The 22,467-nt window shown below is 35.9% G+C and carries 24 protein-coding genes, 1 riboswitch and 1 other annotated feature; of the genes, 4 read left to right on the top strand and 20 right to left on the bottom strand.

Translation table 11 applies throughout. The features are described 5' to 3' along the window. Nucleotides 1-290: 290 nt before the first annotated feature. From BLS22_RS04660 to BLS22_RS04620, 9 genes are all read right to left on the bottom strand, one after another. Nucleotides 291-920 (bottom strand): single-stranded DNA-binding protein, encoded by a 630-nt coding sequence (locus tag BLS22_RS04660; protein ID WP_090551009.1) that lies wholly within the window; start codon nt 918-920, stop codon nt 291-293. A gap of 125 nt (nt 921-1,045) precedes the next feature. Next, on the bottom strand, nt 1,046-2,536 hold the full coding sequence (locus BLS22_RS04655; RefSeq protein WP_090551005.1) for a Mur ligase family protein: 1,491 nt from the start codon (nt 2,534-2,536) through the stop codon (nt 1,046-1,048). A gap of 84 nt (nt 2,537-2,620) precedes the next feature. Beyond that, nucleotides 2,621-3,397, bottom strand: coding sequence for a polysaccharide deacetylase family sporulation protein PdaB (gene pdaB / locus BLS22_RS04650; RefSeq protein WP_090551004.1), 777 nt, complete (start codon nt 3,395-3,397; stop codon nt 2,621-2,623). A gap of 148 nt (nt 3,398-3,545) precedes the next feature. Next, complete coding sequence (locus BLS22_RS04645) at nt 3,546-5,267, bottom strand: ABC transporter ATP-binding protein (protein WP_090551000.1); 1,722 nt, start codon at nt 5,265-5,267, stop codon at nt 3,546-3,548. Further along, nucleotides 5,242-6,099: an ABC transporter permease gene (locus BLS22_RS04640; RefSeq protein ID WP_090551630.1), complete on the bottom strand. Its 858-nt coding sequence runs from the start codon at nt 6,097-6,099 to the stop codon at nt 5,242-5,244. The genes BLS22_RS04645 and BLS22_RS04640 overlap by 26 nt, the downstream gene beginning before the upstream one ends. Continuing rightward, nucleotides 6,100-7,062, bottom strand: a complete 963-nt coding sequence (locus BLS22_RS04635; protein ID WP_244269458.1) for an ABC transporter permease — start codon at nt 7,060-7,062, stop codon at nt 6,100-6,102. A 28-nt stretch (nt 7,063-7,090) separates the two neighbouring features. Then, nucleotides 7,091-8,698, bottom strand: a complete 1,608-nt coding sequence (locus BLS22_RS04630; RefSeq protein WP_090550998.1) for an ABC transporter substrate-binding protein — start codon at nt 8,696-8,698, stop codon at nt 7,091-7,093. Nucleotides 8,699-8,713: 15 nt separating this feature from the next. Then, a complete protein-coding gene (locus BLS22_RS04625) occupies nt 8,714-9,544 on the bottom strand; it encodes a class I SAM-dependent methyltransferase (RefSeq protein WP_090550995.1) in 831 nt (276 codons plus the stop codon). Nucleotides 9,545-9,678: 134 nt separating this feature from the next. Continuing rightward, nucleotides 9,679-9,857, bottom strand: a riboswitch (cobalamin riboswitch). Between the two features lie 106 nt (nt 9,858-9,963). Then, nucleotides 9,964-10,488: an FmdE family protein gene (locus BLS22_RS04620; protein WP_090551624.1), complete on the bottom strand. Its 525-nt coding sequence runs from the start codon at nt 10,486-10,488 to the stop codon at nt 9,964-9,966. 227 nt (nt 10,489-10,715) lie between these two features. On the opposite strand from BLS22_RS04620, the gene BLS22_RS04615 reads away from it, so the two are divergent. Together BLS22_RS04615 and BLS22_RS04610 are read left to right on the top strand one after the other, a co-directional pair. Then, nucleotides 10,716-11,654: a Na/Pi cotransporter family protein gene (locus BLS22_RS04615; RefSeq protein WP_244269457.1), complete on the top strand. Its 939-nt coding sequence runs from the start codon at nt 10,716-10,718 to the stop codon at nt 11,652-11,654. A 163-nt stretch (nt 11,655-11,817) separates the two neighbouring features. After that, nucleotides 11,818-12,006, top strand: a complete 189-nt coding sequence (locus tag BLS22_RS04610) for a hypothetical protein (RefSeq protein ID WP_090550990.1) — start codon at nt 11,818-11,820, stop codon at nt 12,004-12,006. Nucleotides 12,007-12,024: 18 nt separating this feature from the next. Here the strand turns inward: BLS22_RS04610 and BLS22_RS04605 are convergent, their stop codons facing one another. Then, nucleotides 12,025-12,717: a 4Fe-4S double cluster binding domain-containing protein gene (locus tag BLS22_RS04605; RefSeq protein ID WP_090550988.1), complete on the bottom strand. Its 693-nt coding sequence runs from the start codon at nt 12,715-12,717 to the stop codon at nt 12,025-12,027. Nucleotides 12,718-12,900: 183 nt separating this feature from the next. Between BLS22_RS04605 and BLS22_RS04600 the strand changes: the two genes are divergently transcribed. Beyond that, nucleotides 12,901-13,107 (top strand): alpha/beta-type small acid-soluble spore protein, encoded by a 207-nt coding sequence (locus BLS22_RS04600; protein WP_090550985.1) that lies wholly within the window; start codon nt 12,901-12,903, stop codon nt 13,105-13,107. Between the two features lie 110 nt (nt 13,108-13,217). Here BLS22_RS04600 and BLS22_RS04595 read toward each other — a convergent pair whose 3' ends face one another. Genes BLS22_RS04595 through BLS22_RS04570 form a run of 6 tightly spaced genes read right to left on the bottom strand, consistent with a single transcriptional unit; the run spans nt 13,218 to nt 16,404 of the window. Then, the gene (locus tag BLS22_RS04595; protein ID WP_090550982.1) at nt 13,218-13,424 is read right to left on the bottom strand and encodes a DUF1657 domain-containing protein; all 207 of its coding nucleotides are present in this window, start codon (nt 13,422-13,424) and stop codon (nt 13,218-13,220) included. Between the two features lie 34 nt (nt 13,425-13,458). After that, nucleotides 13,459-13,812: a stage V sporulation protein AE gene (gene spoVAE, locus BLS22_RS04590; RefSeq protein ID WP_090550978.1), complete on the bottom strand. Its 354-nt coding sequence runs from the start codon at nt 13,810-13,812 to the stop codon at nt 13,459-13,461. Nucleotides 13,813-13,828: 16 nt separating this feature from the next. Beyond that, the gene (gene spoVAD, locus BLS22_RS04585; protein WP_090550975.1) at nt 13,829-14,830 is read right to left on the bottom strand and encodes a stage V sporulation protein AD; all 1,002 of its coding nucleotides are present in this window, start codon (nt 14,828-14,830) and stop codon (nt 13,829-13,831) included. Further along, nucleotides 14,831-15,310: a stage V sporulation protein AC gene (gene spoVAC / locus BLS22_RS04580; RefSeq protein ID WP_090550973.1), complete on the bottom strand. Its 480-nt coding sequence runs from the start codon at nt 15,308-15,310 to the stop codon at nt 14,831-14,833. 13 nt (nt 15,311-15,323) lie between these two features. Further along, nucleotides 15,324-16,184, bottom strand: coding sequence for a DUF421 domain-containing protein (locus tag BLS22_RS04575; RefSeq protein ID WP_090550970.1), 861 nt, complete (start codon nt 16,182-16,184; stop codon nt 15,324-15,326). A 13-nt stretch (nt 16,185-16,197) separates the two neighbouring features. Then, on the bottom strand, nt 16,198-16,404 hold the full coding sequence (locus BLS22_RS04570; protein ID WP_090550967.1) for a DUF1657 domain-containing protein: 207 nt from the start codon (nt 16,402-16,404) through the stop codon (nt 16,198-16,200). 194 nt (nt 16,405-16,598) lie between these two features. Between BLS22_RS04570 and BLS22_RS04565 the strand changes: the two genes are divergently transcribed. Beyond that, nucleotides 16,599-17,120 carry a DUF4364 family protein gene (locus BLS22_RS04565; RefSeq protein ID WP_090550965.1) on the top strand — a complete coding sequence of 174 codons (522 nt, stop codon included), beginning with the start codon at nt 16,599-16,601 and terminating at the stop codon, nt 17,118-17,120. Between the two features lie 94 nt (nt 17,121-17,214). Here BLS22_RS04565 and BLS22_RS04560 read toward each other — a convergent pair whose 3' ends face one another. From BLS22_RS04560 to pgsA, 4 genes are all read right to left on the bottom strand, one after another. Continuing rightward, nucleotides 17,215-18,558 carry a bifunctional folylpolyglutamate synthase/dihydrofolate synthase gene (locus BLS22_RS04560; RefSeq protein ID WP_090550961.1) on the bottom strand — a complete coding sequence of 448 codons (1,344 nt, stop codon included), beginning with the start codon at nt 18,556-18,558 and terminating at the stop codon, nt 17,215-17,217. Between the two features lie 162 nt (nt 18,559-18,720). After that, nucleotides 18,721-21,372, bottom strand: coding sequence for a valine--tRNA ligase (locus BLS22_RS04555; protein ID WP_090550958.1), 2,652 nt, complete (start codon nt 21,370-21,372; stop codon nt 18,721-18,723). A gap of 14 nt (nt 21,373-21,386) precedes the next feature. Next, the gene (locus tag BLS22_RS04550) at nt 21,387-21,596 is read right to left on the bottom strand and encodes a hypothetical protein (RefSeq protein WP_090550955.1); all 210 of its coding nucleotides are present in this window, start codon (nt 21,594-21,596) and stop codon (nt 21,387-21,389) included. Nucleotides 21,597-21,644: 48 nt separating this feature from the next. Next, nucleotides 21,645-21,867 (bottom strand) — a binding site (T-box leader). A gap of 29 nt (nt 21,868-21,896) precedes the next feature. Next, entirely contained in the window at nt 21,897-22,448 is a 552-nt protein-coding gene (gene pgsA, locus BLS22_RS04545) for a CDP-diacylglycerol--glycerol-3-phosphate 3-phosphatidyltransferase (RefSeq protein ID WP_090550952.1), read from the bottom strand. Nucleotides 22,449-22,467: the final 19 nt, after the last annotated feature.

The following is a 22,467-nucleotide window of genomic DNA, read 5'->3' as shown; positions in this document are numbered from 1 at the left end:
CATATGTTTTTCTAAAGGATTTTGTTTCCTATACGATTCTTCTTATATAATTATAGTATAATATTTTGATAACAAAAAGAAAATTAACTTTATTTTAAAGAGAATATAAATATTTTAGTGGAAAAACAAAGGAATTTGAGGAAAGTTTCCAAAAAAAAAAATAAAGGACCTAGTGTCCAAAAAATATTTTAGATGATTTGTCCTCCATATTATAAAAAGAAAACGCCCTCTAATATGCCCCTACATTTATATTAGTTGGCGTTTATTTAGCTTCTATATGTATTATCCCTTTACTCCTCCTCCACCTTCTCCATTTTAGAGATGGATACTTCGTAGGCTACCTTATTGATGGCAGTCCCATCATTGAATTTCTTTTGATACTGCCTGCTTTGAATCCGTCCCCAGGTACGGACATGGTCACCTACTTGTAATTTCGAGGAAAACCTAGCATTTCTTCCCCAGGCGATACAGGGTATGTAATCAGATTTATTATAAGCTCTGTTTACCGCCAATAATAAATCTGTTATCTCTCTGCCAAATGGTGTTTCTCTATAAACTGGTTGCTTGCATATAAAACCATCCAAATAAATATGATTGGGGTTTTTTACCTCTTCCTCCCCCATCTTGAGAATATCCCGGGCAAATATTGTTAAAACCAGTTTATTATTACCATTAACAAATTTGTTGTAAGACCTTAATTGTCCCTCTACACTTACCATGTCTCCAGCCTTTAGATCTAGACCCACCAAAAGTCTCTCGGAAATTGTTACTGGTAAACAATCACAAGATTCACTAAGCCTTGGAATCTCTATGGTGTATATATAAAAGCCCTCTCCATAGATTTCATGACTAAAAGTTTTTTCTCCAATTATCTTGCCTACTAGCGTGACAGCATTACTACTAATTGAATGCTCTGACATGTAACCCAACTCCCCCTTCTATTCTTATGTTTATTTTTAGACGAATCTATAAACATTACTATTCAAAAACAATTGGGATTATGTCTTAATCTACTATCTTTTATCCATAAAATAGAATTTTTTTTCTAGTGTCTAGGAACAATATCCTGCCAAAAATCCGGCATACTTATGATTTGTGTATTTTTATCGGCTTTTATTCTGTTAAGACATAGGTTAGCTCCTTCATTCATTCCTTGGGCACCTAACAGTAGCAGGATGTCTCCCTTTTCCAGCATAGTTAAAGCTTTTTTTATACTTGTTGCAAGCTTGTCTTCAAATTCAAAGGACACCCCAGATCTACTTAAAACCTGAATAAATGTATCCCTTTCCTGGGTTTCCACCTTATCTAAAGGACCTGTACAATCACTACTAGAGGTGATGATAATATTTTCTATTTTTAAAATATTGTTCCACTGATTTATCATTTCAGCTATTTCATAGTTGATTTCTATACCCCGTCCTCCCCTTATGGCATTTACAATATAGAGCTTACGGTATTGCATACTTTGTACACCTTCAAACACCGCTTGATAGCTGGCTATATTATGACAAAAATCATCTATAATTGTATACTCCCCCCTATAGATAATCTCCATTCTTCTAGGGACACCCTTAAACTTCTTTAAGGATTTTGATATATGTTCCATAGATACATCCAATAATAAGCTACAGGTTACAGCAGCCAACATGTTATAGATATTATGTTTTCCTAACAGATTAATGGTGAGGGGATATTCAAAGACATCTAACTCTACTCCTGATAAGGTAGTTACCCCCCTTTGAAGACAATAATTAAAAGTAGTAGAAAAATCAGTATCTATACTAGAGGCGGTTATGGTGGCCTTAGGGCTTAATCCGTAGGTTATGACAAGAATACCTTTATTATTATCTAATAGCTTTAGTCCGTTATTATCATCTAAGTTAATTACTGCAATCCTTCCTTGGGGTAAATTATCAAACAGTTTTTTCTTAGATGCTATATAATCTTCAATTGTTTTATGAAAATTTAAGTGATCTCTTTCAATGTTGGTATGAACTGCTATATCAAATTTAATACCATGGACCCTTTCGTTTTTTAAGCCATGGGAGGAGACCTCCATCACCACTACCTCTACCTTTTCTTCCACCATTTTATGGAGGTAGCCATAAATTATTTCTGCATCTGGTGTGGTTAGTTCTGTTGTATATTCTTTGTCATTAATTTTTACATTCAGGGTTCCTATAAGTCCAGTGGATATTCCGTAGTCCTTTAATATATGATGAATGAGGTGGGTTGTAGTGGTTTTACCATTAGTTCCTGTGACACCTATAATCTTTAACTTTTCCGAAGGATAATCGTAAAAGGTATTACATAACTCTGCCAACACCTTTCTGCTATTTTCTACTTTTTTTATTGGAACTTGCTTTTTGCTTATATCCTTTTCCGTAAAAATAATAGAGGCTCCTTTTTCTATGGCCTCGTCAATAAAATCATTACCGTCCCTCTTTTCCCCCTTTAGAGCCACAAATGCATACCCATTTTTTACTTTTCTTGAGTCACAGGTAACACCTTTTATTTCAATGTTGTCAATTCTCATTCCTTCATCTCCTCTACATCCAGTTCTTTGGGTTAATAATATATTTTGTAGGTGATGAAGAAATTATGTATCCCACAAAAAGTGTTAATTAACTCTTTTTTGTCTACCAGAATGATCTATAATGTAATCTTCGTGTAGAATTAATTGGGATATCGGTACAATTTCATAGCCCTGTTCCTGAAGCTTCTCCAAAACTAATGGTAAATACTCTGCCACATACTTTGCATTATTATGAAATAGTATAATAGATCCCTTTTTTGCATTTCTAGAAACCCTATCAACAACAGCATGGACCCCCATCTCTTTCCAATCTAAGGAATCAACATCCCATTGAATTGTATGGTAGCCTAGTTCCTTTGCTGTATCTATTAATAGATTATTGTAATCCCCAAAGGGAGGTCTAAAAACAGTTGGTCTTATACCTGTGATGGCCTCTATTTTTTCTTCAGTTGTTTTCAATTCTTTCACGATTTGCTCTCGAGTTATTTTGGACATATGGGGATGGGTAGAGGAATGGTTTCCTATCTCGTGGCCCCTATCATGGATTTTTTTCACCATATCCGGATATTTGTCTACCCAAAATCCAACCAAAAAAAAGGTTGTTTTTACGTTATACTTATCTAAAGTATTTAAAATATCATCTGTGAATTCATCCCCCCATGCTGCATCAAAACTAATGGCCACCTTTTTTTCTTCAGTTTCTACACTATAAATAGGCAGCTTTCTCTGGGGTGAAAAAACGGCTGTTATTCCTGCAAAGCTTTTAGTAAAGCTAGTAAAGAAGGTAAAAAATCCTAATAACACCAGTATAGCCACTATAATTACAGCAACGACTCTTTTAGAAAAAATATAGATTTTCATATTATTCCCCCTATGACGAAAGTATTCTATTAAAGTTTATTCCTCCTATACAGAATTATGCTGAAATGTTTCAGGTTAATTAGTTAACCTCAGATTATTGACAAACCCACAAGCAAAAACTTGTGGGTTTGTCAATAATCTATCATAACTATAGGCTATCTATGGTTTTATGTAGCTCCCTCTGTATCAACATTTTTCCATAATTACTCTCAGGATTGCTGAAAACCTTAAGGACATTTCCTTTTTCAATGATTTTCCCTTGCCTCATAATATATACTTCATCAGCAATCTTTCTAGCCAGCAGTAAATCATGGGTAATATAAAGCATGGCAAATCCTTTTTTATTTTGTAACCCCTTTAGAAGCCTTAATACATTGGCCTTGGTAGATGGGTCTAACATAGAACTGATTTCATCGGCAATCAGTAGCTTAGGCTCCATCGCTAGACTACGGGCAATAGCTAGCCGCTGTCGTTGTCCACCACTTAAAGTGTTGCATTTTCTTTGTAAAAATTCCTGGGATGTAGGTAATTGTACTTCCTGTAGCACCTTTTTTATTGCTACTTTTCTCTCTTCTTTTTTACCTATCCTTAAAATATCTAAAGGCTCTCCAACAGTTTCCTCTATAGTAAAATCTTCGTTTGTGGCTGAAAAGGGGTCCTGGAAAACAATTTGTATTCCATTTTTTATCTTGGTAAAATTATTACCCACTACAGTCTTGCCTTCAAAAAAAACATCTCCTGTATCCCTCTTTAGTAATCCACTTAATATAGTAGCTAATGTGGTTTTTCCTGATCCAGATTGTCCTATTAAGGCTACAATTTCTCCTGATCTCACTTGAAGATGACAACTGTCACAAGCCTTAATTACCTGTTTTTTATGGGTATAGCTTTTACTAATATCCTTTCCCTCTAGGAGGGTGGCAATTCCTCCCCGATTGCAGGCTACCTTTCTTTCTAATGAAATATATTGTAGTATCGGTACCTGAGATCGACAAACAGAAGATTTTTGAGTGCATCTATCATAATAAAGACAACCCATTCCTCCATAATCCTTATCCTCCCCCGGTATTCCCCACAAATCCTGATAAGGATTCATATCCAGAGCAGCATTTAACAATCCCCTCGTATAGATATGCATAGGATTTTCTAATACATCCTTTGTAAAACCCTCTTCTAGTATCGCACCTCTATACATTACTAAATTTTTTTGACTTAATCTTTTTACCACATACATATCATGGGATATGACAATCATGGTCATTTTTTTTTGTTTTTGTAACTTATATAATAGATCTATTATTTCTTCTCTAGTAATGGCATCCAATGCTGTAGTGGGTTCATCTACAATAAGTAAATCCGGATTACAGCATAGGGCCATAGCAATTAAAACTTTTTGCCGCATACCTCCAGAAAGCTGATGGGGGTAATGTAGTAACCACTCCTCCTCTAGTCCTACCATGGAAGCCAGCTCTATTACTCTTTTTTGTATTTCTCTTTGAGATAAGCTTGTATGTTGTTGAAGACCTTCTGCAATTTGATGATATATGGTCATCACGGGATTTAATATATCAAGATGATTTTGATAGACGATAGCAATGTTTTTCCACCGGTATTTATTTTTTTCCTTCTCCGATAATCCATTCATATCTACATCACCATAATATATTTTCCCAGCAACAGTGGTACTTCTCTCCAACAAACCCATGATAGCCATAGCTATGGTGGTTTTGCCACTGCCAGACTCCCCAATAATACCTAGTACACTACCCTTTTCAACAGAAAAAGAAGCCTTTCTTACCGCTTCTACTGCAAGGTCACCTTGTCTATAACAAACAGACAAATCTTCAATTGTTAACAGTTGCTTTTCCATAAGTACTCACCCTTTTTCTTTCTATTTCTTTCCCTACAAAAGAAACTGATAAAACAACCATCAAGGTACAGCCAAGGGGAAATAGTACCCACCACTTCCAAAATTCTGTAAAATAAATACCTTGAAAGGCTAAAGCATGATTTAGCATAAGACCCCAGCTTTTTGATGTAGGGTCTCCTAAACCTAAAAATGAAAGTCCAGCCTCTGCTACAATTGCTTTGCTAATTAGTTTAATAAAATTTACCATCATTAACGAAAACACTTGAGGTAAAAAATGTTTGCTGGTAATATATAAAAATCCTGCCCCATAACCCTCTGCTATCTTTATATACTTTTCTTCTTTTATGGATAATATTTTAGATCGTATAATTCTAGCAGGTGTTGTCCAGGAAAATAAGCTCAGTACAATAATAATATTTCTTAAGCTAGGTCCAAAAAAAGCACCCAATACAATCATCATAGGCAATTCAGGAATAACGATGATCAAATCTATTAGTCGCATAATCCAACCATCTATTTTCCCCCCATAATACCCAGCGTATATTCCCAGCATCCCTCCACCGACAACCCCAACAAAAGCCGTTACTAATCCCACCGTTAGACTAATTCTAGCACCATGACAAATTTGCGCCCAAAGATCAATTCCTAAATCATCCGTCCCCATCCAGTGGCCTTTAGAGGGTGGCTGCAGGGCAGCTCCTGATGGGATGTCGTAGGGGTGTGGAGACAGGAAACCACCAAAAATTGCTAAAATAATAAAAAACAAAAAAATGAACAAAGATAGTTTTCCTACTAAAGAAAAATATTTAACACGATTGAATATACTTTTCATCTAATTCACCCTAGGGTCTAATTTTTTATAAACAATTTCTGCTACATAATTCATTGTTAAAACCAATAAAGTCATTACTAAAAATATCCCCTGTATTAAAGGATAGTCTCGAAAAAATACCGCCTGCCTTATTAGCCCCCCAATGCCTGGATAGCGAAATACATTTTCTACTAAAACTGCTCCCCCTAAAATACCACCAAGACTTAAAAAAATTCTAGTAATTACAGGGGGTATAGCATTTCTAAAGCCATGAAGAAATAGAATTCTTGCTTTTTTTAACCCTTTTCCCTTAGCAGTTCTAATATAATCCTTTTGTAATACGTGGATCATACTGTTACGGGTTAATAAATAAAATTCCCCTATTCTCGTAACAGTTAAGGCTATCAAAGGTAGTATTGCATGATATATCATATCCCAAATTTTATCCCCCATAGAAGAGAATTCTACAAAATGACTCATACCTCCCGATAATGGAAAAAGCTTCAATTGGGCAGATAAAAAGAACAACAACACAAAGGCTACTAAAAAAGAAGGAATCTCAGATAAAGTAATAAAGAAAAAATATAAAAATTTATCTATAGGTGAATCCCTCCAGTAGGCAGATAAGCTTCCCAGAAAAACACCTATAATAGAACTGCTGATGATTGCTAAAATTACTAAAAATAATGTCCAAGGAATCCTTCCTATAACAATTGTAAGTACCTTTTCCTTATAAAAAATACTATAACCTAAATCCCCTTTAAAAATATTTTTTACATAGTTTATGTATTGATGACCTAAGGGTTTATCTAGACCATAATAGGCTTTGTATTTTTCTATGTCCTCATGGGAGAAAGCTGTGTGGACCTGCCCTTCTTCTGCCGATAAAAAAGTAAAGGGGTCCCCAGGCATCAGCCTGGGAATAAAGAAATTTAATGTTATAATACATAGAAAGGTTATAATATATTGCTTTGCTTTTGTCATTTCTGCCTTCTTAAACATAACCAAACAGCTACTTTCTTTCTAGATAAGATAATTTGCTGTGACTGACACTATGATGATCAAACATATACATCCAGCCATCATAGGTTTCAGGTCGATACAGGGTATATCCAGTGGTATTGTAAATAGGAATCATTGGAATCTCCTCTGCAATCAATTCCTGTAGTGCAAAGATAAGCTCCTTACGTTTCTCAACATTCATTTCCCTTAGTTGTTCTTCTGCTAATCTTCTTATTTCTTGATTATCATACCCGGGAATAGCATTTGTAGCAGAGGAACCGTCACTCTTTACATCAGAAGCATATCTTACCCTTAGACCATCGGCGTCACCACCCCAACCACCATGGCCGATTAAAGCTAATTCATAATCTCCGGTGGTTACAGCATTGTCCCTTGCCTTCATATCTACACTTTTAATATTTACTTCGATACCTACTTTATTTAAACTAATCTTCATTAACTCTGCAATTCTTACCTCTGGATTGCTATCCCCCACCAAGAGCTGAAGGGATAGTTTCTTGTCTCCCAGCAAAGACTTTGCCTCTTCTTCATTAAAGGTATACTTCTTTACCTTTGGGTTATGCCATATATGATCCTCTGGTAAATATCCTGCACTTCCTACAATAGCTGCACCCCTTGCCACCTTTTCCACCATTTCCTCTTGGTCTATACCATAGGCAATGGCTTGACGAATTTCCTTTTCTTTAAGCAAGGGATTTCTTTCCATATTGAAAATCAAGCGATAGCCCCAAAATCCAGGGTTTTCTAATATTGTAAATTGGCCATCTCCTTTATATCTATCCACCAAGTCGCTACCTATCCCTATAATATCTACTTGATTGTTTTCAAAGGCCAGCACAGCATCGCTTACAGGAAGAAATTGAATTTTTTCTACCCTTTGCTTTGGCCCCCAGTAATCCTCAAAGGCTGTAAATTCATAGGTGCCATGCTCTTTGCTGTAGCCCGTTAGTCTATAGGGTCCACAACCTATGACAGCTTTTTCATCATCAAAGGCTTCTGGTTCCTCTACTTCTTCCCAGATGTGCTGAGGAATAATTCTTACATCCCCTATTTTTTCTAAAATTGTTGCATTTTTTTGGGATAGAACAAACTTTATTTGATTATCTTCTAAAATTTCAATTTCTTCAACAAAGGGCTTACCCTGCATTGACACCGGGTTCCATACTGGTGAATGTTTCTCAAAATATTCAAAGGAAAATTTTACATCTTCTGGTGTAACAATCTCCCCGTCATGCCACTTTACATTTTCCTGTAGGGTAAATATGTAGGCAAGACCATCCTCTGTTGTTTCCCATTCCTTTGCCAACCAAGGAATTAATCCATCTTCATCCCTTTCTAAAAGGCTATCAAAACTCAACTGCATCTTATATCCACCAGGTCCTCTAGAATAGTGGAGATAGGGTGAAGGATATCCCCAATCCCCTCCTTCTTGTCTTATTACTACTGGTTCTGTATTCTTATCTTCCTCTACTTCATTGGCTACTGTCTCTCCAGCACTTCCCTCCTCAGTGGTAGAACTACACCCTATTAAAGAAAACACCATCATAACAATTAAACCCACTACTAATATTTTTTTCAATCCTTTAATTTTCAACATCATTACCCCCCCTCGTTATTCAACCTTCCAGATTAATACAGCTATTTTAGCTTCAGTTTTCTCTATTACCTTTCCCTCCTGCTGATGAGCTGTAAGGAAAGCTTCTATCTTTTTTATTTCCTCTTCTTTAAGGGTGTGGTTTATGTTAAACCTTTGTTTGTACAAATCAATAGTCTCTTCTAAAGACCATACATGCTCCCAGGTTCTATCAAAGTAATGGATCTCTGGATGATAGCCTAAATTCCACAATATATTAAAGATATAATAAATTTTATCTTCTCTCGATTTATTCCCATTATGTTCTCCTAAAATTTCTTTCTCTAACCTACTCCAAATTTCATCCCTACGGTTAATAAATCCACTTAAATAACAATAGCCTTTGCTGGCATCCAACATTTTCTTTAAAGTCGAGAAGTTATATACCCCCGGTGTCATAGAAGCTACAACAAGGTCAAACTTTTTTTCCCATCCATATTCATCTAAACTAATATCCTCCCAATTTTTTTCATGACATACAATATTGTCTAGACCATGTTCTTTCCCATGTTCCCCCACATATTCCAGCATCTCTTGGGATATATCCAAAGCAATTACTTCTTCACATTTTTTTGCCATAGGGATTGTATTTTTTCCAGGTCCACAACCAATGTCTAGTACTCTGTTATTTTTTTGTAGCAAATTATATTTTTCTAATAAGTCAATAACATAATTGGATTCTTCTTGTTTTTCAAAAACATCTCTATTATAGCTTTTAGCCCTTTTATTCCAAAATTCTGAGGTGGCAGAAGAACTTAATTTCTTTGGTTGCCATTTTTCTATCCAGTAGTTTAAATCTTGTTCCATCATATCAACAACTCCTTTTTTATAAAATGAAAAACCATGAAAATAAGATAAGAACCTTTTGTTCTTTTCTTTACCTTCATGGTTAACGTCAAAAAATACATGTATATCGCATTTTCTTTCCTCCCCTCCGAAGGCTTGCTTTTTTAAAATACAAGGCAGGTTTCCTGACTTATGGTTCCTCCTACTTTCTGGCCTTCTCGGTTTCCCAATGGCTTCCTCAGATTTCGTCACCAATTACAGTAGCGGGGGCTGTAGTGGTCTTGCACCACTTTCCCTTTTAACCCTTTTTAAGGGCACCTTCTATTTTTATAGAATTTTAAAAACATCACAATTCACTTTTATTATAATAAATTTTAATATTTTGTCAACTAATACATATGTAGGAAATACTATGCTAATAACCTAAATAAAGGATATAGTTTTTACAACTCCCTCGAATAATCTTTAAAGCAATCTAAACAAACCTTTTGTCCCTCCATCAAGCGTACCTTATGCTCAGGAGCCCCCTCTCCACAGGCTTCACAGGTGATGGTTTGAAATAGTCTAGCTCTTTCAGGGAGTTCAAAGGTTGGGGCTTTAAAATCAAATAAGTCCTCTACCGGTGCATTCAATAAATATGCTTGTCTCTCCTCCCTACCCATTTCTCCTTTAAAGGGTTTTGTTACGATTCTAATACTTTGATTGGTGGGTCTATGGAAAAAACTGAAGGCCTGCTTTCCTGTTCCTCTATAGATAAGGTTCCCCTTTCCAAAGCTACAGCCCAACAATACTTGAATAGCATCAACACCACAGGCATCGTTTTCTGTAACACAAACTACGTCTTCATCCTTTGAAAAATCAATCCCTAGCTTTTTCATAGCTGCTTCACTGACCTTAAATCCAATAGCTAAACCAGGACACTCATGTCCATGAAACGCTACACACTTTTCCCATAATTTTTTATCCATATTTTCATCTCCTCCAAAAAATATAGCCATGAAAACAAACTGCATCCTTCATGGTTGCAAAGTCTTCATGACTATTATTTTTGTTATAATTTTATATTGTTTAACATCCTATAAATCCATTATATATAGGGTTTTGAAATTTGTCAATTATTTGTCAATGTGTAATTTTGCAAATTTATTTTTTAAAAGTTGTATTGTTCTTTTCCCTGCGTATATTTAATTAAGAGGTGATTTATTTGCTGATTGTAGTATCAAATATGGCTACGGGATTAGGTTTATTTTTATTAGGTATGAAGTTTTTAACCAATGGTTTAAAGGAAGTGACTTCCAGTCGTTTAAGCTATGCTATCCGGAACTTGAAAATCCATCCCATCCTAGGCATTGCTATTGGCATCCTTACTACTGCCCTTTTACAGTCCAGTAGTGGTACTACTATCATTATTGTAGGCTTAGTGGAGGCCAATCTCCTGAATCTATATCAAGCTGCTGCTATTATTATGGGAGCTAATATCGGCACCACCCTTACAGCCCAGCTTATTGCATTTCAACCTAGTAGATACGTTTTTATCCCCCTCATGATAGGTCTTTTTCTTTCTCTACATAAGACCAACAGAAGGCTTCGATTCTTTGGAGAGATATTTATGGGCTTTGCCCTCCTCTTCATAGGAATTGACCTATTAAGCAAGGGGGTGTCTCCTTTAGCAAGCCTTGTTAGATTTCAAGAGATTTTATTGGAGTTTGGAACAAAGCCTATATTAGGGGTTATTCTGGGGTTCTGCACTACTGCTATTATTCAAAGCAGCAGTACAGGAATAGCAATATTACAATCTTTAGCCACAAATCATTTGATTTCTTTAACAGCTGCTATTGCTATTTTGCTAGGTCAAAATATAGGCACCTGCGTTACTACTCTTTTAGCCAGTATTCATCTCACTTCCATAGGAAAAAGAGCGGCCCTTATTCATATCCTCTTTAATCTGTGGGGAGTAGTGTTAATGTTTCCTTTTATAGAGATTTTATGTAGACTTTCAATAACCTTATCTCCAATTAATCCTGCTCGACAAATTGCCAATGCCCATAGTATTTTTAATGTTTTCAGTACGATTATCTTCCTACCCTTTATTCCGTTGTTTGTCAAACTTTCTACCCTAATGGTGAGGGACTAAGGAGGCTGTAGGAGGTTGTTATACCCTACAGAAATTTGTAATAAAACACCAGCTAAGAACTAGTAAAATTTATAAATTTTTATTTATGAAAATTTCCTTAATTAACAAATTATGTTCAACATCATTTATAAAAAAATGCTAAAACTATTTATGAGGTGATTTTATGTCTATAAGAAAAAGCCAATGGACCAATATTAAAGGTGATATGCAGGAATACAGTGCAAGAACCTATAAATATGAAGAGCGTCACTTTCATCGTGAAGCTAAATCTCAAAAAGCACAGCTAGAAAGCACCCATGACCATGGCATTAGAAAGGATGTAAAAACACCGATAAAAAGGAAATTAACATAGGGTAGTAGCTTTACTACCCTATCTCTTTAATACTTCCTTCCCCTTTGGACACACCTTTAGACATATACCGCAAACGGCACCTCTTCCTATATGTTTATATTGGCTTTTCATATGATTACTACATACTTCTGGATTGATGATTTCTTCTCTTTCCAAGCCTGGAGTCCAAACAGCACCCTTTAAGGCACCTGCAGGACATGAATCCACACATACACTACATTCTCCACATAGGGACTCATTGATAGGTTCATCATAATCAAAATCCATATTGGTTAAAATTGTTCCTAACCGAAGCCTTGGGCCAAATTCCTCCGTTACAAGACAACAGCTTTTGCCAATCCAGCCAATGCCTCCTCTAGTGGCAGCAGTCCTATGCTGAAACAGTCCTCTATAATTCCACCCTTCATTGTTAATAGATTGTGAGGCTGGAATTGCCATAGCTAGATACCCCCATTGCTGTAATTGTGTGACGACTTTGAAGGTTAATTGATCAATAAAAGCATTAACAGTTCTATAATGATGAAAATAAGTGTGGGTGGGTCCATTTTGTGGATGAATATCACTAATTACTTGATCTGATAAACGTATGGCTATTGTAATACCGTTATTTATATGTTGAAATTGCTGGGGCAGTAAATCCTTTAAATTACAGTATCCCACTTTAGCTGCACCTAAATCTAAAAGCATTTTTGTTAATTGTTGTTTATCCATATTTATAATCCTCCCACTATTTATTATAGCAGAAGTATCTTTTAAAAAAACAAAAAATATCTTTCCATTATTATAAAGACTTTTCAAAATCTACTAAACATATTTCAAAGGAAATTTGGTTAAATTATAAATACAACATCAATGATGATGTTGTAAAATCTATCTGATGAGGAGGAGAATTTTATGGCTTCAAGAAACAATAGAATTGTTGTACCAGAAGCTCGTCAAGCTCTAAATCAAATGAAAACTGAAATTGCTAATGAATTAGGATTAACTAATTATGAATCAACTGATAAAGGCAATTTAACTTCCCGTGAAAATGGTTATGTTGGTGGATATATGGTAAAAAGATTAATTGAGCAAGCTGAAAGAAATATGAGTGGTAAATAACCAATAACTCATACAAAGTATAAAAAAGGAGATGCTGATAGGATTTTAGCATCTCCTTTTTTATACTAAAACAACCCCACGACAATTTTATGTTAGTGAGGTTTATTTTTTTATTGTTGTTTAAATTGAGGTTCTTGTGTTTCAATATATTTTTGTCTTTGTTGTAGAGTTTGAAGGGCATTTTCAAGATTTTGTGATATTTGTTGAAAATCCTTTTTTGCATTTTGATCCTGTGTTTCTAAAGCGAAGGTTTTCATGGTGGCTGCTGCACTCTGAATGCCTGCAATAGCCTGTTGCATCTGGGTACCGACTGTCATGTTGTCACCTCCCTTCATAAAATCTTTTCTACCTCTAACCTTTAGGTTTAAATAGTAATGCTGCAATAAATCCAAAAATAATTGCTGATGATACCCCAGCACTGGTTACTTCAAAAATTCCTGTTAATACCCCCACTATGCCATTTCTTTCATACTCCATCATGGCCCCCTGTAGCAAAGCATTGCCAAAGCTGCTGATGGGCACCGTAGCTCCCGCTCCTGCAAATTTAGCTAAGGGTTCATATAAACCAAGACCTCCAAGGATTGCCCCTGCTACCACTAATCCACTCATGGTATGGGCTGGTGTTAGTCTGAATACATCCATCATGATTTGTCCAATTACACATATTCCTCCGCCTACGATAAAAGCCCAAATAAACTTTTCCAAGTCTTCCTACCTCCTTTTATGCTTCTATTGCTACAGCATGGGCAATACATGGTATACTTTCCTTTTGTTGGTAGGACATGGGAGATAGTAAAGCACCTGTAGCAACAATTAAAATTCTTTTTAACGCTCCCTTTTTCATTTGATTCATAAAATGTCCATAGGTAACAGTTGCAGAACAAGCACATCCACTAGCCCCAGCCAGTACTGGTTGTTCCTGTCGATAAATTAACAAACCACAATCAGTAAAAATTTCCTTAGGAATTTCCATGCCATGTTCTATTAACAAATCTCCTGCTATTCTATGGCCTACCGCTCCTAAATCTCCAGTAGCAATAATATCATAATAAGAGGGATCTATATTAAAGTCTCTAAAATGGGCTTCTATTGTATCTACTGCAGCTGGAGCCATCGCTGCCCCCATATTGAAGGGATCAGAAATTCCCATGTCAATAACCCTACCAATGGTGGCTCTAGTCACCCGAGGGCCTTCACCTCCTGATGCAACAAGGGCTGCCCCTGCCCCAGTAACCGTCCATTGAGCAGTGGGAGGTTTTTGAGCACCATATTCAGTAGGATAGCGAAATTGTTTTTCTGCAGCCGCATTATGACTAGAGGTAGCCGCTAGAGCATTTTTTGCAAAACCACTATCCACCATCATACTGGCTAAGGCTAAGCCCTCCATGGAACTGGAACAGGCACCAAAAACACCAAAATACGGAACTGCTAGTGTCCTGGCTGCAAAACTACTGGGAATAATTTGATTCATTAAATCACCACTAATTAAAAAATGTATATCTTCCTTTTTCATCCCGGCTTTATCAATAGCCTTTTGACAGGCTTCCTCTAGCAATTTTTTTTCTGCCTTCTCAAAGCTGTCTTGACCTAGCCATATATCACTATGGAGGATATCAAAATCCTCCGATAGTGCCCCTCGTCCTTCAAAGGGGCCCCCCACAGCTGCTGAAGCAATAATACTGGGTTTTGATTCAAAAACCCATGATTGATGTCCTTTAAACATTTATATCCCACCTAATTCCTTGATGATAATTTTTATGAGGGCTACTATAAAGGCAGAGAATACACCATATGTAATAACTGGACCAGCTATCTTAAACATATTTCCTCCCACCCCTAACACAAAACCTTCACTTCTATGCTCTATTGCAGCTGAGGATACGGTATTGGCAAAGCCTGTAACCGGCACAGCCGTTCCTGCACCAGCCCATTGAGCAATACGATCATACACCCCTAATCCTGTTAATAGAACCGCTATAATAATTAATGTAGCTACCGTTGGATTTCCTGCATTTTCTTGTGTGAAGTTAAAATATTTTATATACATCATTTGCAGGGCTTGACCTATAGTACATATCGTTCCACCTACTAAAAAGGCCTTAATTGAATTTTTAAAGGCTGGACGTTTTGGTTCCCTATCCTTAGCAAAAATTTGATACTGCTGTTGTGTTGGGGTTAGTTTCTTATATTTTTGTCTTGACATTTTTCATCATCCCCTAACGTAATAAATATGGTCTTAACTGTTCCATTAATTCTTCTAATTTATGGGCATTGGTGGTATACATCCTTTTTGCCTCTTGGTTTTGGGTCTCTAAAGCATATTTTACAAAATCCCCTTGACTTTTCTCTATACTGGAGTAAAGCATTTCTTTAACAGTAGGTTGAGGCAACTGAATCATGTCATCAAATAAGTCCACATACAAATCTCCACTGCCATTAACCTGCCCAATAAACACATTGGTTAAGTCTACACCCATGCCCTTTAATTGGGTTTTAACCCAGCCTTCATTTAAGTCCACAGCATTTAAGGAGTCATGTAAAATGTTGCCATCTAAAATGATTGTTTGGGTCTGAGTTTGGGGTGCTACCTTCCACTCTAAATCATGGGGAGTGATGGGTCTTTTGTCTGTTTTAAAAACAACATTTACTTCCCCAGTTGCTTCTAAAACTGCAAATTCTACATCCCCTAAATTAAAAGCATTTTTAGACCTTAGCTCTCTGATCAACTCATCTCCAGTTAATTTTGTCTTTTTTAAATTTTCTTCCATTACTTTACCCTTTTTCACCAAGACTGTTTCTCTACCATGGATAAAATCATAGACAATTTTGCTCTTTACACCTAAAAAGTTTAAAAGAATCGGAAGTAAAACCCATACCCCAAAGGCTACTAACCCTAATCTAAAACTTGTAACCATCTTTACTGAAATCAAGGCTGCTAATATAGCTATAACTATGTAATTAACCAGCTGGAAGGTAGTCATTTTTGCAGCAGGTTTTTTTCCCATAATTCTTATAAAGGAAAAGGTCAAAAAAAATAGTGCTACAGATCTTATTAGAATCTCTATCCAATCCTTCATTTAACATTCCTCCTCAATAGCCTTTAAACTGAGGTTCTTCCAATTCTAATGTTTTCAATCGATTTTCTAAATCCCTTATAATTTCATTGGTTGTATGTAATGCTTCTTCATAAATATATTTTTCTTCATCAGCTCTAGCCTGTAATGAATAGGTTCTTAAGGTTCCTTGTGCTCCCTTTAGTGTAGCTAAGGTTTGCTTTACTTGTGAAGCTATTGTCATAGGCAACAACCTCCTCTTGTGGATTGATATAATTATTTTCTTCCAAAGTCTTCATATTCATACATTATAAAAGTATTTATCCATTGGAATTTATTACAATAAAAATAAAATCCTTTAAACCTTTCTATTCCTCCTTTAAATTTTTGGTGAAATGCAGTAATATAGTATTAAGAGATTATGAAGGAGGTCAAACTATGTTTGTCAATACCCCGCAGCAATTGGCAGAAAAAAAGCTGCTTTTACTATATATACTCAACGAAATAGAGGGTGCTTTAACTAATTCTCAAATTACCCAGTTTGTTTTAGAAAATGATATGATGAATTATTTTATGCTGCAACAGTTTTTGGCAGAATTAAAGGAATCAGGCTTTGTCCATGAAGGAGAAGGAGGTCATATTCAACTTTTTTCTATTACAGAAAAGGGTAGGAATACATTAAATTACTTTATTAATCGGATTCCTCAGCATCAAAAGCTTGAAATTAACAATTTAATTGCCTTTAAAAAAGAATCTTTTTTAGGTGGCACCGAGATCAAAGCTGATTATACCCAATTAAAGGATGCTACCTTCGCTATCAAGCTGATGATTATAGAAAACAATGTACCTATTGTGAATTTAAAGCTCAATGTCAGCAGTCAACAAAGGGCTAAAGAAATTTGTGAAAATTGGAGAAAAGATGCCGTTGGAATTTATGGTAAGATAATGGAAATGTTGTAAGTAGATGATTCTAATCTTTGGTTTCATGTAATTACTTATATTAGATTAAAAATAAAAAAACAAGGTTGTGAAATCCACAGCCTTGTTTTTTTGATTACTTTACAGGTGAAATTTTAAATCGTTCTTTGTAGCTTATTATATTTTCACAATTGACTAATAGGCTTCTTACCTCACCAATCATATAGAGGGATCCTGCAAAGACAATAGCATCATCAGAAGTTGTCACTTCGTAGGCCTTCTTTACAGCTTCTTCTATTTTATTACATACATAGATTTCCTTGCCAAAAATGACTAACTCCTTAGCTAAATCATCTGCCTCCATAGCCCTAGGGTTATTAGGCTTTGTAGCGATAACCTTGTCAACAAGTGGAATCAAATGCTGCAATACCCCTTTCACATCCTTATCCTTCAGCATAGCCACCACAAGGGTCACCTTATAATTCTTTAATAGTGTTTCTACACTATGCTTTAATGCTGTGGCCCCCTGTAGATTATGGGCGCCATCTATAATTACTAAAGGATTTTTGTCCAAAACCTCTAGTCTACCTATCCACTTAGTATCCTTAAGTCCTTCATAAATAGCTTCATCATTGATATCAATGCCTCTATGTCTTCTCAAAACCTCTAGAGCCGTCAAAGCCATACAACAATTGTAGACTTGATGTTGACCCGCTAAAGAAATTTTAATATCTGTATACTGCTTTCCTAATATTTCTACAGAAAATTGTTGTTCTTCAATAGTAGCATGATGAATCCTTAGTTCATCATAATTGGTGATAAGCAAGTGACTATTCTTATCATAGGCATCCCTTTTGATAACCTCTAATGCTTCCTTTTGTTGAGGGTAAGAAACAACAAAGTTATTTTCTTTAATGATACCTGCCTTTTCAAAGGCTATCTTTTCAAGGGTATCCCCTAGGTGCTCCATATGATCAAAATCTATAGGTGTAATTACTGATAAAAGAGGATTTTCTATAACATTGGTGGCATCTAATCTTCCCCCCATACCTACCTCTAAAACAACAAAATCCGTTTTTTCTTCAGCAAAGTATACCAGTGCTAAGGCAGTTCCAACCTCAAACTCTGTTGGATGATTTTTTCCTTCAGCCACCATAATTTCTATCTTTTCCTTTACGATAGCAATTATATCTGCAAGCCGTTGTTTAGGGATTTTTTCTCCATTAATTTGTATTCGCTCTGTGAATTCTTCTATATAGGGGGAGGTATATAAACCCACCTTATAGCCTGCCGTCTTTAAAACACTGTGCATAAAGGATGATGTGGATCCTTTACCATTGGTACCCGCTACATGAATCACCTTTAAATCCTTATGAGGATTGTTTAACATATTTAATAAATAATTGATATTTTCCAAACCTAATTTGCTACCAAATTTATAAGTGCCATGAATATATGCTATTGCCTCTTGATAGTTCATCTGTCCACTCCATTCTTTAAGTATTATTTCTTTTAAAATTCTTATAATCCCATCATAACAGAAAAACCTTCAGTGTCAAGATAACAAATCCTCTCTACTACATCTGTTGTAATAAGACAAATAAAGAGCTGAGATTCTATCTCAGCTCTTTATTCTCCATCACTATTTCTTTTTTAAGGTTTGAAGTCTCTCCAATACTGTATCCAGCATTTCTTCATATTTTTCACCTTTTTGGCGTTCTTCCTCTACTAGATGGGTAGGAGCTTTTTTTGTAAAACCTTCATTAGATAGCTTTCCTTTTACCCGCTTAATCTCCCCCTCTAGCTTCGTCTTTTCCTTTTCTAATCGGTCAATTTCCTTCTCTAGATCAATTAGATCCTCTAATGGTAGGAACAACTCTCCACCCTGTATCACTGTAGAAACAGCATCAGAAGGAATTGTGTCCTTATTTTCTACAAATTCAATTTCTGATATGCCAGCCAAAGCGGTAAAGTATTGCTTGCCTTCATCAATGGTATTTTTTATATCCTCTTTACCTGTCCATACCATCATCTTGGCCTTTCTTGAAGGAGCTACATTCATTTCAGCCCTTACATTTCTAATGTTTTTTATAGCCTCCATGATTAAGTTCATTTTTTCCTCAGCCTCTTTTTTTTCCTTCTCTTCACTATAGACTGGCCAAGGGGCTATAATAACACTTTCCTTAAATGAAGGTATGCTTTGCCATATCTCTTCAGTAATAAAAGGCATAAATGGATGTAATAGCTTCAGTATATTTTCTAGTACATAGGTTAGTGTGTATTGGGCTGCTCTTTTTCTATCTATGTCCTCACCATATAACCGGGTTTTGGTTAATTCAATATACCAATCACAGTACTCATTCCAAATGAAATCATAGGTTTTTTGAAGGGCTAATCCTAGCTCGAACTTCTCCATGTTTTCTGTTATTTCTCTAGAAACATGATTTAACCTAGATAAAATCCACTTATCAGCTGTATTTAAATAATTTTTCACATCCCCATAGGAAACTTCATCTTCATCTAAATTCATCAATACAAACCGTGTAGCATTCCAAAGCTTGTTGGCAAAGTTTCTACTGGCTTCCAGTCTTTCCATGTGGAATCGTATATCATTCCCCGGGGAATTCCCTGCAACCAGTGTATACCTTAAAGCATCTGCTCCGTACTGATCTATTACCTCTAATGGATCTATACCATTCCCAAGGGATTTACTCATTTTTCTGCCCTGAGCATCTCTTACTAAACCATGTACAAATACATGTTTAAAAGGAATTTCCTCCATAAACTCTAGCCCTGAAAAGGCCATACGAACAACCCAGAAGAAGATAATATCATAGCCTGTTACTAGCACATCCGTTGGATAAAAATACTCTAATTCCTTAGTTGTTTCAGGCCATCCAAGTGTAGAAAAAGGCCACAGGGCTGAACTAAACCAAGTATCCAACACATCTTCATCCTGTTTGAAATCACTACTATCACATTTGCCGCACTTCGTTGGTGCTTCCTTAGCAACTACAAGTTCACCACAATCTTGACAATAGTAGGCCGGTATCCTGTGTCCCCACCATAACTGTCTAGAAATACACCAGTCCTTAATATTTTCTAACCAGTGATAATATATTTTGTCAAAACGCTGTGGTACAAACTTAATCTTCTCATTTCTAACAGCTTCTATTGCAGGAGCTGCTAATGGCTCCATTTTTACAAACCATTGATCTGATGTTATTGGTTCAACTACCGTATCACAACGATAGCATTGTCCTACACTATGGGTTCTTTCTTTAATATGGATTAATAACCCTAGCTCTTCTAAATCCTTAACAATCTGCTTTCTAGCTTCATATCTAGCCATGCCTTCATACTTGCCTCCATTGGCATTAATGCTGGCGTCATCCTTCATAACAACTACTTGTGGTAGATTATGTCTTAAACCTACTTCAAAGTCATTAGGATCATGGGCGGGAGTAATCTTAACTGCTCCTGTTCCAAACTCAGGGTCAACATAATCATCTGCTATAATAGGGATTTCCCTATTCATCAACGGTAAAATAGCAATTTTCCCAATCAAATGCCTATATCGATCATCCTCAGGATGTACGGCAATAGCTGTATCTCCCAACATGGTTTCTGGTCTAGTAGTGGCGATTTCAATAAATTCATCACTGTCTTTGATAGGATATTTTACATGCCAAAAATGTCCTGCCTTTTCCTCATGCTCTACCTCTGCATCTGATAAGGAAGTCTTACAATCTGGACACCAGTTGATGATTCTATTTCCTCTATAAATTAAGCCCTTTTCATAAAGTCGAATAAAAACCTCCGCTACAGCCTTACTACAGCCTTCGTCCATGGTAAATCTCTCCTTGGACCAGTCGCAGGAGTTTCCTAGCTGTTTCATTTGATCCACGATTACTCTACCATATTCATCACGCCACTGCCATGCCCGCTTTAAAAACCCTTCTCTACCTACCTCATGTTTAAGCAAGCCTTCCTCTTTTTTTATTTTTTCTACAACCTTTACTTCCGTTGCGATACTAGCATGGTCTGTTCCTGGTAACCACAGGGCTTCAAAACCCTGCATTCTTTTAAAACGAATTAGAACATCCTGTAGGGTATGATCTAACGCATGACCTAAATGCAGCTGACCTGTTATATTTGGTGGTGGTAACACAATACAATAGGGTTCCTTTTCAGGGTTTGGTTCTGCTTTAAAATAATCCTTTTCCATCCAATGCTGATAAATACGACCTTCAAATTCCTTTGGATCATAGTTTTTGGGCAAATTATTTATCATATTATTAGCCTCCTTTAAAATCTTATAATTTTTAAAAATTCTAATGAGTTAGGAATTTCATTAAAAAATATAAATATTACACCTACAATAGCTATCACCAGTCCACTACCCTTTAAGAACAGCATAGCCTTTGTAGTAGTTATGTTGCATATTCTACTAATAGGTACTGTACCATATACCATCAAAGCACCAATCAGTAATAAAAGCAAACCAATATAAAACATCCTTATCATCCCACACTTTCAATAGAAAAACCCTTCATCCTAATCATTGATAAGGACGAAGGGTTGATTTCGCGGTACCACCTTAATTCCTGCTATAGTTATATAACAGACGCTCATTTATGTAACGGTATAAACCGTCTGCACCTACTAGGACTTCAATGCAGAAGCTCTAAAGCTACCTTCGATCATCATTGACCTAAAAAACCTTCCAGCCCATGGGTTTTTCTCTCTACAGGTTTGATTGTCTACTCCTCTTTTTCACAGCTTTTCCTATATAAAATTAATATTTATTATATCCAATTAATAGGATTTGTCAAGGGATTTTTTCATATCAAATTCCTTGACTGTCTTTAGACCTACAATGACATATCGAATGAATGCATAGATAGTCACTATAATTGCTAAGTAAACTAGAGTTCTTCCATAGATAAATCCAAATGCCACCGCTAAAATAGCTATATAAAACATAATGGTTGCAAACTTACCATATTTATTAGCAGGAATAACGATTTTTTCCTTTTTGGTGTATAAGAAAATACCTCCTATCACCATACATAGTTCTTTTACAGCTACAACAACAATTGCCCATAGGGGTAATATTCTTCTTATAGTAAAACAAATTAGTACTGTCAACTGCATAGACTTATCAGCTAAAGGATCCATGGCTTGTCCCCATTTTGTAACTAAATTATATTTTCTAGCAATATAACCGTCTAATACATCGGTTATCCCAGCTAAAATAAAAATATAGGATGAGATTAAAAGGTTATGCTCTGAGGAAGAGAAGAAAACTAGGATAAATATTGGTATAAGACAAAACCGAATAATTGTTAAGATATTTGGTAGATTCATAAAACACCTCTTTTCAACA

This window comes from Natronincola ferrireducens (genome assembly GCF_900100845.1).
GTDB classification, from domain to species: Bacteria; Bacillota; Clostridia; order Peptostreptococcales; family Natronincolaceae; genus Natronincola_B; species Natronincola_B ferrireducens.
The sequence above is the reverse complement of the archived record's forward strand: the minus strand, read 5'-3'. Positions and strand labels throughout refer to the sequence as shown.

Bases quoted from the DNA above. Each gene is read 5' to 3' on its own strand.
- BLS22_RS04660 (WP_090551009.1), bottom strand. From the start codon at position 920: ATGTCAGAGCATTCAATTAGTAGTAATGCTGTCACGCTAGTAGGCAAG.
- BLS22_RS04655 (WP_090551005.1), bottom strand. From the start codon at position 2,536: ATGAGAATTGACAACATTGAAATAAAAGGTGTTACCTGTGACTCAAGA.
- pdaB (WP_090551004.1), bottom strand. From the start codon at position 3,397: ATGAAAATCTATATTTTTTCTAAAAGAGTCGTTGCTGTAATTATAGTG.
- BLS22_RS04645 (WP_090551000.1), bottom strand. From the start codon at position 5,267: ATGGAAAAGCAACTGTTAACAATTGAAGATTTGTCTGTTTGTTATAGA.
- BLS22_RS04640 (WP_090551630.1), bottom strand. From the start codon at position 6,099: ATGAAAAGTATATTCAATCGTGTTAAATATTTTTCTTTAGTAGGAAAA.
- BLS22_RS04635 (WP_244269458.1), bottom strand. From the start codon at position 7,062: ATGACAAAAGCAAAGCAATATATTATAACCTTTCTATGTATTATAACA.
- BLS22_RS04630 (WP_090550998.1), bottom strand. From the start codon at position 8,698: ATGTTGAAAATTAAAGGATTGAAAAAAATATTAGTAGTGGGTTTAATT.
- BLS22_RS04625 (WP_090550995.1), bottom strand. From the start codon at position 9,544: ATGATGGAACAAGATTTAAACTACTGGATAGAAAAATGGCAACCAAAG.
- BLS22_RS04620 (WP_090551624.1), bottom strand. From the start codon at position 10,488: ATGGATAAAAAATTATGGGAAAAGTGTGTAGCGTTTCATGGACATGAG.
- BLS22_RS04610 (WP_090550990.1), top strand. From the start codon at position 11,818: ATGTCTATAAGAAAAAGCCAATGGACCAATATTAAAGGTGATATGCAG.
- BLS22_RS04605 (WP_090550988.1), bottom strand. From the start codon at position 12,717: ATGGATAAACAACAATTAACAAAAATGCTTTTAGATTTAGGTGCAGCT.
- BLS22_RS04600 (WP_090550985.1), top strand. From the start codon at position 12,901: ATGGCTTCAAGAAACAATAGAATTGTTGTACCAGAAGCTCGTCAAGCT.
- BLS22_RS04595 (WP_090550982.1), bottom strand. From the start codon at position 13,424: ATGACAGTCGGTACCCAGATGCAACAGGCTATTGCAGGCATTCAGAGT.
- spoVAD (WP_090550975.1), bottom strand. From the start codon at position 14,830: ATGTTTAAAGGACATCAATCATGGGTTTTTGAATCAAAACCCAGTATT.
- spoVAC (WP_090550973.1), bottom strand. From the start codon at position 15,310: ATGTCAAGACAAAAATATAAGAAACTAACCCCAACACAACAGCAGTAT.
- BLS22_RS04575 (WP_090550970.1), bottom strand. From the start codon at position 16,184: ATGAAGGATTGGATAGAGATTCTAATAAGATCTGTAGCACTATTTTTT.
- BLS22_RS04570 (WP_090550967.1), bottom strand. From the start codon at position 16,404: ATGACAATAGCTTCACAAGTAAAGCAAACCTTAGCTACACTAAAGGGA.
- BLS22_RS04565 (WP_090550965.1), top strand. From the start codon at position 16,599: ATGTTTGTCAATACCCCGCAGCAATTGGCAGAAAAAAAGCTGCTTTTA.
- BLS22_RS04560 (WP_090550961.1), bottom strand. From the start codon at position 18,558: ATGAACTATCAAGAGGCAATAGCATATATTCATGGCACTTATAAATTT.
- BLS22_RS04555 (WP_090550958.1), bottom strand. From the start codon at position 21,372: ATGATAAATAATTTGCCCAAAAACTATGATCCAAAGGAATTTGAAGGT.
- BLS22_RS04550 (WP_090550955.1), bottom strand. From the start codon at position 21,596: ATGTTTTATATTGGTTTGCTTTTATTACTGATTGGTGCTTTGATGGTA.
- pgsA (WP_090550952.1), bottom strand. From the start codon at position 22,448: ATGAATCTACCAAATATCTTAACAATTATTCGGTTTTGTCTTATACCA.